Origin of the sequence: Falsiroseomonas tokyonensis (genome assembly GCF_019024325.1) — a bacterium.
Lineage (GTDB): Bacteria > Pseudomonadota > Alphaproteobacteria > Acetobacterales > Acetobacteraceae > Falsiroseomonas > Falsiroseomonas tokyonensis.
In genome coordinates, this window is sequence record NZ_JAFNJS010000003.1 from 71361 (window position 1) to 85065 (window position 13705).

Annotated in this window: 13 protein-coding genes; 12 read left to right on the forward strand and 1 reads right to left on the reverse strand. The window is 67.9% G+C overall.

Going from position 1 to position 13705, the window contains the following annotated elements; translation table 11 throughout:
* Positions 1–60: 60 nt before the first annotated feature.
* The 3 genes from kynA (at position 61) to J3S20_RS10870 (ending at position 4764) form a co-directional block, all read left to right on the forward strand.
* Positions 61–1620: a tryptophan 2,3-dioxygenase gene (gene kynA / locus J3S20_RS31115; RefSeq protein ID WP_343215205.1), complete on the forward strand. Its 1560-nt coding sequence runs from the start codon at positions 61–63 to the stop codon at positions 1618–1620.
* Between the two features lie 63 nt (positions 1621–1683).
* Complete coding sequence (locus J3S20_RS10865) at positions 1684–2442, forward strand: urease accessory protein UreH domain-containing protein (RefSeq protein WP_216836503.1); 759 nt, start codon at positions 1684–1686, stop codon at positions 2440–2442.
* Positions 2443–2520: 78 nt separating this feature from the next.
* Positions 2521–4764 carry a calcium-binding protein gene (locus J3S20_RS10870; RefSeq protein ID WP_216836504.1) on the forward strand — a complete coding sequence of 748 codons (2244 nt, stop codon included), beginning with the start codon at positions 2521–2523 and terminating at the stop codon, positions 4762–4764.
* Here the strand turns inward: J3S20_RS10870 and J3S20_RS10875 are convergent, their stop codons facing one another.
* Positions 4765–5589 (reverse strand): DUF2189 domain-containing protein, encoded by an 825-nt coding sequence (locus tag J3S20_RS10875; RefSeq protein ID WP_246602688.1) that lies wholly within the window; start codon positions 5587–5589, stop codon positions 4765–4767.
* 166 nt (positions 5590–5755) lie between these two features.
* On the opposite strand from J3S20_RS10875, the gene ccoN reads away from it, so the two are divergent.
* Genes ccoN through J3S20_RS10920 form a run of 9 tightly spaced genes read left to right on the forward strand, consistent with a single transcriptional unit; the run spans position 5756 to position 13704 of the window.
* Positions 5756–7216 carry a cytochrome-c oxidase, cbb3-type subunit I gene (ccoN, locus tag J3S20_RS10880; RefSeq protein WP_216836505.1) on the forward strand — a complete coding sequence of 487 codons (1461 nt, stop codon included), beginning with the start codon at positions 5756–5758 and terminating at the stop codon, positions 7214–7216.
* A gap of 11 nt (positions 7217–7227) precedes the next feature.
* The gene (ccoO, locus tag J3S20_RS10885; protein ID WP_216836506.1) at positions 7228–7956 is read left to right on the forward strand and encodes a cytochrome-c oxidase, cbb3-type subunit II; all 729 of its coding nucleotides are present in this window, start codon (positions 7228–7230) and stop codon (positions 7954–7956) included.
* Between the two features lie 11 nt (positions 7957–7967).
* Positions 7968–8135 (forward strand): cbb3-type cytochrome oxidase subunit 3, encoded by a 168-nt coding sequence (locus J3S20_RS10890; RefSeq protein WP_216836507.1) that lies wholly within the window; start codon positions 7968–7970, stop codon positions 8133–8135.
* A gap of 13 nt (positions 8136–8148) precedes the next feature.
* The gene (gene ccoP / locus J3S20_RS10895; RefSeq protein ID WP_216836508.1) at positions 8149–9021 is read left to right on the forward strand and encodes a cytochrome-c oxidase, cbb3-type subunit III; all 873 of its coding nucleotides are present in this window, start codon (positions 8149–8151) and stop codon (positions 9019–9021) included.
* 10 nt (positions 9022–9031) lie between these two features.
* Positions 9032–10534: a cytochrome c oxidase accessory protein CcoG gene (gene ccoG / locus J3S20_RS10900; RefSeq protein ID WP_216836509.1), complete on the forward strand. Its 1503-nt coding sequence runs from the start codon at positions 9032–9034 to the stop codon at positions 10532–10534.
* A complete protein-coding gene (locus tag J3S20_RS10905) occupies positions 10531–11010 on the forward strand; it encodes a FixH family protein (protein ID WP_216836510.1) in 480 nt (159 codons plus the stop codon). The genes ccoG and J3S20_RS10905 overlap by 4 nt, the downstream gene beginning before the upstream one ends.
* Entirely contained in the window at positions 11007–13370 is a 2364-nt protein-coding gene (locus tag J3S20_RS10910) for a heavy metal translocating P-type ATPase (protein WP_216836511.1), read from the forward strand. Before J3S20_RS10905 ends, J3S20_RS10910 begins: the two co-directional genes overlap by 4 nt.
* Positions 13370–13531 carry a cbb3-type cytochrome oxidase assembly protein CcoS gene (gene ccoS / locus J3S20_RS10915; protein ID WP_216836512.1) on the forward strand — a complete coding sequence of 54 codons (162 nt, stop codon included), beginning with the start codon at positions 13370–13372 and terminating at the stop codon, positions 13529–13531. Before J3S20_RS10910 ends, ccoS begins: the two co-directional genes overlap by 1 nt.
* Positions 13528–13704, forward strand: coding sequence for a hypothetical protein (locus J3S20_RS10920; RefSeq protein WP_216836513.1), 177 nt, complete (start codon positions 13528–13530; stop codon positions 13702–13704). Before ccoS ends, J3S20_RS10920 begins: the two co-directional genes overlap by 4 nt.
* Position 13705 lies beyond the last annotated feature (1 nt).

The following is a 13705-nucleotide window of genomic DNA, read 5'->3' on the forward strand; positions in this document are numbered from 1 at the left end:
GCGCACCGAAGGCGGCATACCAGCCGGTGGCGCGGGGCCTCGGCAGCCAGCCGGGCGGCAGTGCAGGAAGCAGGCGCCTTCGCCCGCCATGGCGTATTTGTAGCCGCCCGCCGTGTAGAAGGCGCGTTCGGCCAAGCGACCGAGTTGCACCGGGCGGGCCATGAAGGCGTGGTAGCCATCGATGACCAGCACGGCCTCCCCGGCTGCTGCGGCCAGTTGCTCCAGACCCTCCAGCGCGAAGCCGGAGGCGAAGAAGACCTCGCTGACCCAGATCAGGTCGAAGCCCACCGCGGCCGCTTCGACCAGGCGCGGCAGGCACTCGGCGCCCGGCTCGCTGGCAATGCGCGTAACGGCCACGAGCCCCTCTTCCTCCAGCCGTGCCAGCTGGCGCGCCAGGCTGTGGAATTCGCCATCCGTCGTCAGGATGCGCGGAGGACGATGGCAAGGCAGCGCGGAGAGGATGCGCAGGATGAAGTCGTGCGTATTGGGCGCAAAGACGAGCGTCGCAGGATCAGGCAGGCCAAGCTGGGCAGCCACCTGCTTCTGGCACCGCGCGAGAAGCGGGCCCAGCACTTCCTCCCACTTCCCGTCCTGCAGCCGTGCGGCACTGTCCCAGGCCGCAAGCTGGGCCTCGCGCGTGACATCCGGCCAGGGATGGTGGCTATGGGCCGCGAAGTGCAGCCGGTCCGGATCCGCGCCGAGGAAGCGGGAGAAGTGGGATCGCAGGTCGAGCATGGAGGCTTCCATGTGGCATTCCCGGGCCGGCCGTCTAGATTGCCACGATTCTGCGGTGGAGATGGGCGAATGGTCGAGGGCGCGGAGACGGATTTCAGTCGCCGGATGAGCTATGGGGATTATCTGGGGCTGGACCAGCTGCTCGCGGCGCAGAATCCCCGCAGTGGGCAGCATGACGAGATGCTGTTCATCGTCATCCACCAGGTCCAGGAGCTTTGGCTCAAGCTGATGGGGCATGAGCTGGACCTGGCCATGGACCGGATCCGCGCCGATGACCTGGCGCCGGCCTTCAAGGCGATGGCCCGCATCAGCCGCATCCAGCGCCAGCTGGTGGAGGCCTGGGACGTGCTGACGACACTGACGCCGCACGACTACCTGGCCTTTCGGGAAAGCCTCGGCGCCTCCTCCGGCTTCCAGTCCTGGCAGTATCGCCTGATCGAATATCGCCTGGGCAGCCGGGAAGCCTTCATGATGCGCCCGCATGCTCATGTGCCGGAGGTGCATGGCAAGCTGCGCGCCGCCTTCGAGGCGCCCAGCCTGTATGACGAGGCATTGCGCCTGCTGCAGCGGCGCGGGCTGCCGGTGCCGGACGAGGTGGTCACGCGCGATGCGCGCCAGGCGCATGAGCCGCATCCTGGGGTCGAGGCGGTCTGGGCCACCGTCTATCGCGACGCATCCGCCCATTTCGACCTCTACGAATTGGCCGAGGAACTGGTGGATCTGGAGGATGCCTTCCAGACGTGGCGCTTCCGCCACCTGAAGACGGTGGAGCGGATCATCGGCCATCGCCAGGGAACGGGGGGAAGCGCGGGCGTGTCCTATCTGCGCACCGTGCTCGATCGGCGCTTCTTCCCCGAACTTTGGTCGGTGCGGACCAGCCTGTGACATTCCTCCGCGGCAGTTGACCTGCCGCAAGGTCCCGGGCGGGCGCCCGCGCTAGCCTGCCGCATGCTCGCTAATTGTCTGCACGACCTCACGGCGCTCGGCTCCGGAGCTTTGGCCTCGGTCGCCCTGGCAATGCTGCTGGCCGGCTTGGCGGGTGGGGTGACGCATTGCGCCGGAATGTGCGCGCCCTTCGTGCTGGCGCAGGCTGGCGCGGCATCCGGACGGGGCGGGGGAGGTTTCCTGTCCCGCATGAGTGGCGCGGCGCTGGTGCCGTATCATGCGGGCCGGATGATCGGTTATGCCGCGCTCGGCGGGCTGGCGGGCGCGACGGCCGGCGCGGTCAGCCAGGTCACCGGGCTGCGGCAGCTTCTTGCCGCTCTGCTGCTGCTCGCCGCCGTGATGATGGCGCGGCAGGCGGTGGGCAGGCTGCCGCTGAGCTGGCGCCGGCGATTGCTGCCGCGCGGCGGGCCTTCCGCAGCCGTGGCCGGCAGCTACCCCGACCTTTTGCTGCGTCCGATCGGCCGCCTGATGGCCGCGCCGGGGGGATGGAACGGTTTCGGCCTGGGGCTGCTGCTGTCAGGCCTGCCCTGCGGCCTGCTTTACGCGGCGCTGGCCGCGGCCGCGGCGACAGGCAGCGCGCTGGCTGGCGCGCTGGCCATGCTCGCATTCACGCTCGGGACCATCCCTGCGCTGCTGGGCGTCGGCCTGTTCGGGCGCTTCTTCCTGCGTCGCGCCGGCCCATTGACGCAGATGGTGGGCGGCGTGTTGTTCCTGCTGAACGCGGCCCTGTTGGCGACGATGGCGGTCCAGCTGGCGGCCTGACCGATCGAATTGCCTCCTCGTTGACGGCATCTCAACCATGCCGGCGCTTTCTGCACGGGCACCAGGATGGGGCCCAGCATGTGCGCGTCGTTCGTCGGGACGATACCCGACACGATCTATGAGAATGCCCAGCGGGGCGACTGGATCGTCTATCTCACCTTCTCGTCGGATGTACTCTCGGCCGGGCTGACCGGAAGGGATGCGGGCCTCTTCGTGTCGACCTTCAGCAGCGGCCGACGCCTCATGACGATCACCCCGCTGCAGGCCTTCGATGCCGAGGCCTGGGCGGAACCGCCCGAGTTTCGTATCGGCCTTTCGCTGAAGACGGCTGCGGCCGGTTGGAATCCTCTGCCCGACGTCTTCACGATACGGCTCATCGATGTGGACGACACGGCACCCCAGGATCTCCGTTTCAGCTCGGGCGGGGTGGTGCTGGCCAACGACGTCGGCGCACCGATCGGCAACCTGATCGCGACTGACCCGGATAGCGTCGGACCGCTGGAATACCGCGTAGCCTGGCCGGATTCCGATTGGTTCGAGATGGTGGGCGATGAATTGCGCCTGCGGCAGGGCGTGGACCTCATCGGCCTGGGTGGCACCCAGCGCGAGGTGGTGATCGAGGTATCTGACGGGCGCAACCTGGCAAGCTACCCGATCACCATCACCATCCTCCAACCCGGCCCTGCCTCACCCTTCCAGGTTGTCGATGGAACGCTGGGGGCGGATACACTGGTCGGTAGCGCATCCGACGATGCGCTGTTTGGGCATGCCGGTGATGACGTTCTGACGGGTGGGGCAGGCGCGGATAGCCTTCATGGCGGAATGGGCTCCGATCGGTTGAGTGGCGGCGACGGGGCGGACACGCTGCGCGGCGAGGAGAGCAGTGACCTCCTGGAAGGTGGCGAGGGCGCTGACAGCCTCTTCGGAGATGCCGATAACGACTGGCTGGTGGGTGGACCAGGCATCGATCGCCTGGTCGGTGGGGAGGGCGCCGATACCCTCGACGGCGGTGGCAACGGCGATCGCCTGATCGGGGGCAATGGGAATGATGTCTATCTGCTGCGCAGCATGAATGACACCTGGCTGGAACTGCCAGGTGGCGGCATCGACGAACTCAGCGTGCGCTGGTCCATGACCATACCCGCCGAGATCGAGCGGCTTCGGCTTCGCGCAGGTGCTGGCGACGTCTCCGCCTTCGGCGCTGACGGTGACGACTCGCTCTATGGGAATGAAGGCGCCAACACCCTGTCCGGCGGCCTGGGCAACGACATGCTGGAGGGCGGCGCCGGTGCTGACACGCTGTTCGGCGGCGGCGGCGCCGATACGCTGCTTGGCGGCTCGGAGGATGACCGGATATTCGGCGAGGTGGGTAACGACACGATCAACGCAGGTGATGGGGCCGATGAAGCGACCGGCGGGGCGGGAGCGGACTTGCTGGACGGCGGCGCCGGTGATGATCGACTCGCGGGTGGGGATGACAATGACTGGCTGTTCGGCGCGGCCGGCGATGACCTGCTTGCAGGAGGGTCCGGCGCCGACACCCTCGATGGTGGCACTGGCCGGGACCGGTTGCTGGGTGGCGACGGCAACGACGTGCTGTTTGGTGGCGAGGAGGCCGATCTCCTGGATGGAGGGGCGGGCGCCGACACCCTCGACGGCGGGGCCGGAGCTGATCAGGTGCAAGGTGGACCCGGGGACGACGTGTTGCGGGCGGGAGCGGGTGCCGGCGACTTTCTGCGCGGGGGGGCTGGCGCAGATACCTTGGATGGCACCGCCGCCGATCGGCTCGCGGGACGCTTCTTCGGCGGCACCGGGGACGATCTCTATATCATCGACAACCGCGGCGACCTGGTGTTCGAGGAAGTTTCGGGCGGCATCGACACGGTCTGGGCGCAGCTGCCGAGCGGTGGCTATGTCCTGCCAGTCAATGTGGAGCGCTTGGTCCTGCTCGGCGCCGCCTTGTCCGGCTTCGGGAACGGCCTGGATAATCTGATCATCGGCAATCCCCTGCCCAACCTTCTGCTGGGTGGTGCGGGGGCGGACACGCTGCGCGGTGGTCTGGGCGATGACACGCTGGGTGGCAGCCTGGGCGCCGATTGGCTGCAGATCGACGCGAATGCGGGCATCGACACCGTGCTCGATTTCACGCCCGGGCAGGATCGCTTGCTGGTGCCCGCCGCCATCTACGGAAGTCCGGCCGCCGCCCTGGCTGCGATCCAGAGCATCTCCGCCGGCGCCTACCTGCCCCTGGGGTCGGGTGGGGCCGTCCTTGTCGGGCTGGCGCCCTGGCAGCTCAGCGCCGGTGATTTCCAGCTGTTCTGATCAACGGACCAGGTCGCGATAGGCGTGCCAGGTGGCGTGTCCGATCAACGGAAGGACGAGCGCCAGGCCCAGGAAGAAGGGCACGAGTGCCATGGCGGTGAAAACCACGATCAGCCCTGCCCAGAGCGCCATGGCGCGCCAATTCTGGGTGGTGACCCGGATGGAGATGAGGATCGCCTCGATCACCGAGATGTCCCGGTCGATCATCATCGGGATGGACACCGCGGAAATGGCGAAGGCGACCGCCGCGAGGACGAAGCCCACGCCTGTGCCGATCACCAGGAAGGGCAGCAGCATGCCGGACCGGAGCATCGCCATGGGCAGCATCTCGATGGCTGGCGAGAAGCCGATGCCGAAGAAGACGGCGAAGAGAAGGCCCGCCGTGCGAATCCAGAATAGATGCAGCAGCAGCAGCACCACGCCCATGAGCGCGAGCTGCGGCGCATTGCGGCGGAACCCCTGCAGGCAGAGCGCGAGCGTGACAACCTCGCCCCGCTCCCGCCTCCGGCTGGCCTCGTAGAGGCCTGCGCCGATCAAGGGGGCGACCAGGAAGAAGCCCGCGGTTGCCGGCAGGACCGCCCAGGCGATCCCCGCATTGAGCAGGAGGGCGCTGAGCAGCCAGCCGGCCGCGACAACCGCCCCTCCGTAGACAAATCCGATATGCGGCATTGCCCTGAGATCCTGCCAGCCCGCGTTCAGCCACAGCCAAGGGCGGTCTAGCGGGACCAGCTGCGCGACCTGCTCTTGCGGCTGGGCCATCGGTGCGGCGGCGTCTTCCATCTCGCTGTGCCCTGCTTTCCTGGATCTCGTCCCGGCAGCCACCATAACCGCCGCGCAGCATCGTTCCATTGATCCGCATCAAGGACAGAGGCGCCCCAGGCGGGTCATCTGCGCCGACCACACCGCCCAATTCGCGACCACGGTGTGCCGAGGGGAGAGTTTTGCCATGGCTGCAGCAGGCTACGCCGCCAATCCAGCCGGAGCGGCTGCGATGTCGCGGTCCGAGCCCTATGTGGAGGCGCCGATCAGGGCCTTCGCGATCGCGACCGTCTTCTGGGGCGTGGTCGGCTTTCTGGTCGGGGTCGTCATTGCCTCGCAACTGGCCTGGCCATTGCTCAACCTCGACCTCGAATGGACGACCTTCGGCCGGTTGCGGCCGGTGCACACCTCCGCCGTGATCTTCGCCTTCGGCGGCAATGCCCTGCTCGGCACAAGCCTTTACGTTGTCCAGCGCACCTGCCGGGCGCGGCTCTTCGGCGGCGAGTCGATGGGCTGGTTCCTGTTCTGGGGCTACCAGTTCTTCATCGTCGCGGCGGCCGTCGGCTACGTCTTCGGCGTGACCCAGGGCAAGGAATACGCCGAGCCCGAGTGGTTCGTGGACCTGTGGCTGACAGTGGTGTGGGTGCACTACCTGGTCGCCTTCGGCGGCACGATCCTCCGGCGCGAGGAGCCGCATATCTACGTGGCGAACTGGTTCTACCTCGCCTTCATCGTCACCGTGGCGATGCTGCATATCGTCAACAACCTGGCGCTGCCGATCACGCTCGGCCATGGCAAGAGCTACGGCCTCGCGGCCGGGGTCCAGGATGCGATGATCCAGTGGTGGTACGGCCACAACGCGGTGGGCTTCTTCCTGACCGCGGGCTTCCTCGGGATGATGTACTACTTCATCCCGAAGCAGGCGGACCGCCCGGTCTATTCCTACCGCCTTTCGATCGTGCACTTCTGGTCGCTGATCTTCCTCTATATCTGGGCGGGTCCGCACCACCTCCACTACACCGCGCTGCCCGACTGGGCGCAGACGCTGGGCATGGTGTTCTCCGTCATGCTGTGGATGCCGTCCTGGGGCGGCATGATCAACGGCCTGATGACGCTCTCGGGCGCCTGGGACAAGCTTCGCACCGATCCGGGCCTGCGCTTCTCGGTCACCGCGGTCGGCTTCTACGGCATGTCGACCTTCGAAGGTCCGGTGATGTCGATCAAGGCGGTCAACGCCCTGTCGCACTACACCGACTGGACCATCGGCCATGTGCACTCCGGCGCCATGGGCTGGGTCGGCTTCATCACCTTCGGCGCGCTCTACTGGCTGTATCCGAAGCTCTGGGGAAAGAAGGCGCTGTATAGCCAGAAGCTCGTCTCCTGGCACTTCTGGATCGCGACGCTGGGCATCGTGCTCTACATCACCGCGATGTGGGTCTCGGGCATCCTGCAGGGCCTGATGTGGCGCGCCTATGACGAGCTGGGCTTCCTGCAATACGCCTTCATCGAAAGCGTGGCCGCGATGCATCCCTACTACGTCATCCGCATGATGGGCGGTGTTCTCTACCTCAGCGGCGCGCTGATCATGGCCTTCAACCTCTGGAAGACTGTGACGAGCGACGAATTGGCTGATGCGGTGCCTGCGCCTGGCTCGGCCGGCATTTCCGCCCCCATTCCCGCACCTGCCGAATAAGGACGCCCGCCATGCGCTGGTTCAACCACGGGATCATCGAAAAGAACCTCATCCTGATGGGCGTGCTGACGCTCATCACCGTGTCGATCGGCGGGCTTGCCCAGATCGTGCCGCTTTTCACGGTGGAGAGCACGATCGAGCGGGTCGAGGGCGTGCGCCCTTACACGCCGCTCGAGCTCGCCGGACGCAACATCTACGTGCGTGAAGGCTGCTACCTTTGCCACAGCCAGATGGTGCGACCCTTCCGCGACGAGCTGGAGCGCTACGGGGCCTATTCGCTGGCGGCCGAGAGCATCTACGACCATCCCTTCCAATGGGGCTCGAAGCGCACCGGTCCGGATCTGGCGCGCGTTGGCGGCCGCTATTCGGATGACTGGCACGCCGCGCATCTGCGCAGCCCGCGGGCGGTAGTGCCGGAAAGCGTGATGCCGCCCTATGCCTTCCTGGATCGTCCGCTCAATGCAAGCGACATCGCCTCCCACCTGCGGGCACAGGTGGCGGTTGGGGTCCCCTATACGGCGGAGATGATCGCCAACGCGCGCGCCGACCTTGAAGCCCAGGCGCGGCCTGAAGCGGACGGTGCGGCATTTGCGGCCCGCTACCCGCGCGCGCGCCAGGGCAGCTTCGACGGCAACCCTGCCGTGGTGACGGAGATGGATGCGCTGGTGGCCTATCTGCAGATGCTCGGCACGCTGGTTCGCTTCAGCGACGTCACGCCCGACCAGGTGCGGCAGCAGTAGGAAACGCAGCCATGGATATCGTCGCCCTGCAGCCCTTGTTCTCCACCCTCTGGGTGGTCTGGTTCTTCGTCCTCTTCATCGGAATCCTGCTTCGGGTCCTCGCGCCCGCGCGCAAGCGCGAGTTCGAGCAGGCCGGGGGCATCCCCTTCCGTGAAGACGTTTCTGACCGCCGGCGCTGAGGAGTCCCGCAGCATGCCTACCAAGATCGAGAAGGACAGCCTCACCGGCAAGGATACCACTGGCCATGAGTGGGATGGGCTGCGCGAGCTGAACACGCCGCTGCCGAAGTGGTGGCTCTATACCTTCTATGCCTGCATCCTCTTTGCCGCTGTGTATGTCGTGGTCTATCCGGCCTTCCCCTTCCAGGGTGCCACCGGCATGACCGGCTGGATCGCACGCGAGGCGGTGGTGGACGATGTCCGCAACGCGCAGGCGCGGATGGCCCCGATGATGCAGCGCCTCCGCGAGGCAACGCCCCAGCAGATTGCGCAAGACGCGGAACTGCGCGGCTTCGCCATTGCCGGCGGTCGCATTGCCTTCGCCAATAATTGTGCGGGCTGCCACGGTGCGGGCGGGCAGGGTGCCGTGGGTGGCTTTCCATCCCTGGTCGATGATGACTGGATCTGGGGCGGTCAGCACGACGCCATCCACACGACCATCACCCATGGAGTTCGTGCGGGTGAGAGCGACGCCGAGCGCACCAGCATGATGCCGCGCTTCCTGGCGGATGGCGTGCTGACCCTGCCGCAGGTGAACGACACAGCCGAGTACGTCCTCTCGCTCAGCGACCGGTCTACCGATGCCGCTGCGGCGCAACGCGGTGCCAATCTCTTCGCCGAGAATTGCGCGGCCTGCCATGGCGAGCGCGGCGAGGGGAACCGCGATGTCGGCGCGCCCCTGCTGTCCGATCGCATCTGGCTCTATGGCGGCGACAAGGCGTCCATCGTGCGGAGCATCAGCTACAGCCGCGCCGGCGTGATGCCGGCATGGGGCGGCAGGCTGAACCCGGCGGTCATCAACATGCTGACCGTGTACGTGCACGCCCTGGGCGGCGGCGAGAACTGAAGTCAGGATCATGAGCACCATCCAGCCCAAGGACCGGCTGCTGCCGACGGGGGCCACGCCGCCGCCGGCACCGTCGCTCTATGCCGACCGCCCGAAGGTCTACCCCAAGGCGGTCAGCGGGCCGGTGCGCCGCGCGAAATGGGTGGTGCTGGCGCTGTGCCTAGCAGCCTACTATCTCGTGCCCTGGCTGCGCTGGGACCGCGGGCCGGGAACTGCGGACCAGGCCGTTCTGGTCGATATCGCCAATGGGCGCCTGTTCTTCTTCTTTATTGAGATATGGCCGCAGGAGGTCTATTTCCTCACCGGCCTTCTGGTGCTGGGGGCCATCGGTCTCTTCGTCGCCACCAGCCTGTTCGGTCGCGTCTGGTGCGGCTTCACCTGCCCGCAGACGGTGTGGACCGATCTCTTCATGTGGGTTGAGCGGCAGATCCAGGGCGATCGCAACGAAAGGATGCGCCTGGACAAGGCCCCCTGGTCCGTTGCCAAGTTCCGCAAGAAGGCGCTGACGCACCTCGCCTGGCTGCTGATCGCGGCGGCGACCGGCGGTGCCTGGATCATGTACTTCAACGACGCGCCGACCGTGACGTGGGAGGTCCTGACCGGTCGCGCCTCGGTCGAAGTCTACTTCTTCTTCGCCCTCTTCTCCGGCACCACCTACCTGCTGGCCGGCTGGGCGCGTGAGCAGGTCTGCACCTACATGTGCCCCTGGCCGCGTTTCCAGGCGGCGATGCTGGACGAGAATTCGCTGGTCGTGACCTATCGCGACTGGCGTGGGGAGCCGCGCGGCAAGTCCAAGCAGGAAGGTGTCGGCGATTGCGTCGATTGCCGCGCCTGCGTCAATGTCTGCCCGACCGGGATCGACATCCGCGATGGGCAGCAGCTGGAATGCATCGGCTGCGGCCTCTGCATCGATGCCTGCGACGACATCATGACCCGGCTCGAGCGGCCCAAGGGCCTGGTTGCCTTCGAGACCTTGGCCAATCTTGCCGCCTCCACGGCGGCAGCGCAGCCGCTGCAGCCCGGCCCGGCGCGTCTCTCGGCCGGCATGGCGGCGCGGCGCGTGCCGCGCTTCATCCGGCCGCGCACCATTCTCTATGCGACCATGCTCGGTGCCGTGGCGGCGGTCATGCTGGGTGCCCTCCTGCTGCGGGAGACGGTGACGCTTTCGGTGCTGCGCGATCGCGCGCCGCTTTTCGTCACCCTCTCCGACGGGTCCGTCCGCAATGCCTATACGCTAAAGATTGCCGACAAGGGACGGGTCAGCACGACGCTGGTGCTCGAGATCAGCGGCCCGCAGGCGCTTCGCATGCAGGTTCAGGAGGGGGCCGTGATGGGCGAGAACCGCTTCGGCGTCACGACCCGCCCTGACGGCATCACGCAATGGCGGGTGCTGGTCACCCAGCCGGCCGGCCAGGCGGCCCGGGATTCAACAGACGTCGCCTTCCGGCTGAGCGATGCGCAGGGGCGGGTCGTCGCTTCGGCACACAGCGTCTTTCTGGGACCAAGGCCATGAACGAAGTTGCCGTGACGGTCGATCCTCGCCGCAGCCGCTGGATCCCCTGGGTCTTTGTCGGCGGCATGCTGCTGGTTGTCGTGGTGAATGGCGGGCTGATCTGGGCGGCACTCTCGACCTTCACCGGGGTGACCGTCGGCAAGTCCTACGATCGGGGGCGCACCTATAATCACGTGCTGCAGACCGCGGCGCGGCAGCAGGCGCTGGGCTGGCAGGCCGAGGTGACGCTGCGCGCCGGGACGCTCGTGGTCTCGGTGACGGACCGGCAAGGCCTGTCGGTCGACGGCGTGCTGGAAGGCCTTCTGCAGCGACCGCTGGAAGCCGTGCAGCAGCCACTCACCTTCCGCCAGACGCGCGGCGGCCAGTTCGAATCCAGCACCGGCGTGCTGCGCCCCGGCCAATGGGAGGCACGGCTTCTGCTGCATGGGCCGGGCGGCCAGACCTTCGACATCCGCCGGCGGGTGTTGGCGCCGTGACCATCGAAGCCGCCAGCCGGGAGCGTTTCCAGCCGGGCCAGATCGGCGTGTCCCGCTCGCACTGCGCGCATTGCGGCACAGCGCTGCTTCCCGGCCAGGGCGCCTTTTGCTGCACTGGCTGCAGCGGCGCCCATGCGCTGGTGCGCGGTCTCGGCCTGGATGCCTTCTATGGCCGGCAGGAGACCGCGGCCGGCAGCCTGCGCCCGCCCGAGGCGCCACCCTCCTTCGACGCGACCTCGTTCGCTTGCGCCGGACCGAACGGCACGCAAAGCCTGGAGCTGATGGTCAGCGGGCTGACCTGCGGCGCCTGCATCTGGCTGGTCGAGCAGGCCCTGGCCGCCGAACCCGACGTGCTGCGCGCACGGGCCAGCCTAACGGCCCGCCGGCTGACCATCGTCTGGCGCGGCCCGGCGGAGTGTGCGCGGGACCTCGCCGCCTTGGTGGCGAAGCTCGGTTTTCGCGTCGCGCCCTGGTCGCCGGCCTGCCTGCGTGCCACGGAGGATGCGGAAGGCCAGGCCCTGCTGCGCGCGCTGGGGATCGCCGCCTTCGGCTCGATGAACGTGATGCTCGTCTCGGTCGCCGTCTGGGTCGGCGGCGACATGGGGGAGCAGACGCGGGCGCTGATGCATTGGCTCGCGGCGCTGATCGGCCTGCCGACCGTGCTGGTGGCCGGCATGCCCTTCTATCGCTCCGCCTGGCAGGCGGTTCGCGCGGGCCGCGCCAATATGGATCTGGCCGTCTCACTCGGCGTCATCGCCACCACGGCGATGAGCCTCAGCGAAGCCATCCGGAACGGCCCCTATACCTGGTTCGACGGCGCCACCGCCCTGCTGGCCCTACTGCTCGCGGGACGGGTGCTGGATCGTGGTATGCGTCGCCGAGCGCGACAGGCGGTGGCGGAGCTGCTGGCGCTGCAGGATGGCACGGTCGAGCTCGTCTGCGCCGATGGCACGACGCGGGGTGTTCCGGCCGAGAGCGTCCGCGCCGGGGACCTGGTGCTGGTTGCCTCGGGCGATCGCCTGCGGCTGGACGGCACGGCGTCGGCGGATGTCGTCCTCGACCTCGGCGCGACGACCGGTGAATCCGTGCCGCGTCACCTGGCAGCCGGCGAGATGCTCGCGGCCGGTTCCGTGAACATGGGCGCGCCGTTCCAGATGCGGGTTGCCGCGGCGGTGCGCGACGGGTCGCTGGCGGCGCTCGCCCGCTTGCTGGAGCGGGCGGAGCAGGGGCGCGGCCGCTTCGTCTCCATCGCCGATCGCGCCGCGCGCCTCTATGTGCCGGTTGTGCATGTGGTGGCGGCGGGGACCTTCCTGGGCTGGTGGCTGGGGGCGGGGGTCACCTGGCAGGAAGCCCTGGTGCCGGCCGTAGCCTCCCTGATCGTGACCTGCCCCTGCGGCCTCGCTATCGCGGTGCCGGCGGTGCAGGTGGCCGCGGTGGGCGCCCTGTTCCGGCGCGGCATCCTGGTGGCTTCGCCGACGGCGCTTGAACGGCTGGCGAGCGCCAACCATGCCGTGCTGGACAAGACCGGCACCCTGACCGAGGGTCATCCGGACCTCATTGAGGATGCCTCGGTGCCGCCCGCGGCGCTATGCCTCGCCAGCTCCCTGGCCCGTGCCAGCCGCCACCCGCTGTCGCAAGCCCTGGTCCGCGCCTGTCCCGAGGCGCCGACCCTCGACGGAGTCGAGGAGGTGCCGGGCTGCGGCCTGCGGCATGGCGACATCCGGCTGGGGAGCGCGGCGTTCTGCGGCGTGGAGGAGACGCCGGATTCAGGCATGAGCCTGTATCTGCGGCAGCCGGGCCAGCAGTTGGTCGTCTTTCGCTTCCGCGACCGCCTCCGCAATGATGCAGGCCGCGTCGTCTCAGCGCTCCAGTCCCTCGGCCTGGAGACGGAGCTTCTCTCCGGCGACGCCATTTCGGCGGTCGAGGCGGCGGCCACGGCCACCGGCATCGGCCCCTGGCAGGCAAGGGCGACGCCGAGCGACAAGGCGGCGCGGATCGAGGCGCTGCGTGCCGCGGGTGCCAGGCCGCTGATGATCGGCGACGGCATCAACGATGCGGCGGCCCTGGCCTTGGCGCATGTCTCGGCGAGCCCGGCGAATGGCACCGATATCGCCCAGGCGGCGTCGGATATCGTGCTACGGGGCGATGGCCTGTCGGCCCTGCCCTATGCCATCCGCGTGGCCCGCCGCGCCCAACTGCTGGCGCAGCAGAACATCGGCTTCAGCCTGCTTTATAACGTGGTCGCAGTGCCCGCCGCGGTCTTCGGCTTCGTGACGCCGCTCATCGCGGCAGTGGTTATGGCGAGCAGCTCCATGATCGTCATCCTCAACGCCCTGCGTGCCGGAAAGGAGGAGGCCTGATGAATGCCCTGATCCTGCTGGTGCCGCTGGCCTTGGCGCTCGGCCTGCTTGGACTCGCGCTGTTTCTCTGGACCCTGCGCGCGCGCCAGTACGAAGACCTTGATGGCGCCGCCTCCCGCATCCTGTTTGACGATCTGCCCAGGAAGGATCTGCCGCAATGATCTACTTCATCGCCCTCTCGGCCATCATCTCCCTCATTGGCCTCGCCGCGGCCGCCGCCGCGCAGGAAACCAGCCTCGCCGTCTTCGGCCTGGCGCTGTTCGGCTTCGGCGTGCTGTTCGGCTTGCTGCAAGTGAAGTATCACTTCGATGCGCAGGATGCGGCCCGCCACTGAG

What these genes read in the sequence shown, in the direction of transcription:
- ccoN (WP_216836505.1), top strand. Translation starts at nt 5,756, where the DNA reads ATGTCGCGGTCCGAGCCCTATGTGGAGGCGCCGATCAGGGCCTTCGCG.
- ccoP (WP_216836508.1), top strand. Translation starts at nt 8,149, where the DNA reads ATGCCTACCAAGATCGAGAAGGACAGCCTCACCGGCAAGGATACCACT.
- J3S20_RS10920 (WP_216836513.1), top strand. Translation starts at nt 13,528, where the DNA reads ATGATCTACTTCATCGCCCTCTCGGCCATCATCTCCCTCATTGGCCTC.
- J3S20_RS10875 (WP_246602688.1), bottom strand. Translation starts at nt 5,589, where the DNA reads ATGGTGGCTGCCGGGACGAGATCCAGGAAAGCAGGGCACAGCGAGATG.
- J3S20_RS10865 (WP_216836503.1), top strand. Translation starts at nt 1,684, where the DNA reads ATGCTCGCTAATTGTCTGCACGACCTCACGGCGCTCGGCTCCGGAGCT.
- J3S20_RS10905 (WP_216836510.1), top strand. Translation starts at nt 10,531, where the DNA reads ATGAACGAAGTTGCCGTGACGGTCGATCCTCGCCGCAGCCGCTGGATC.
- J3S20_RS10870 (WP_216836504.1), top strand. Translation starts at nt 2,521, where the DNA reads ATGTGCGCGTCGTTCGTCGGGACGATACCCGACACGATCTATGAGAAT.
- ccoO (WP_216836506.1), top strand. Translation starts at nt 7,228, where the DNA reads ATGCGCTGGTTCAACCACGGGATCATCGAAAAGAACCTCATCCTGATG.
- ccoG (WP_216836509.1), top strand. Translation starts at nt 9,032, where the DNA reads ATGAGCACCATCCAGCCCAAGGACCGGCTGCTGCCGACGGGGGCCACG.
- J3S20_RS10890 (WP_216836507.1), top strand. Translation starts at nt 7,968, where the DNA reads ATGGATATCGTCGCCCTGCAGCCCTTGTTCTCCACCCTCTGGGTGGTC.
- ccoS (WP_216836512.1), top strand. Translation starts at nt 13,370, where the DNA reads ATGAATGCCCTGATCCTGCTGGTGCCGCTGGCCTTGGCGCTCGGCCTG.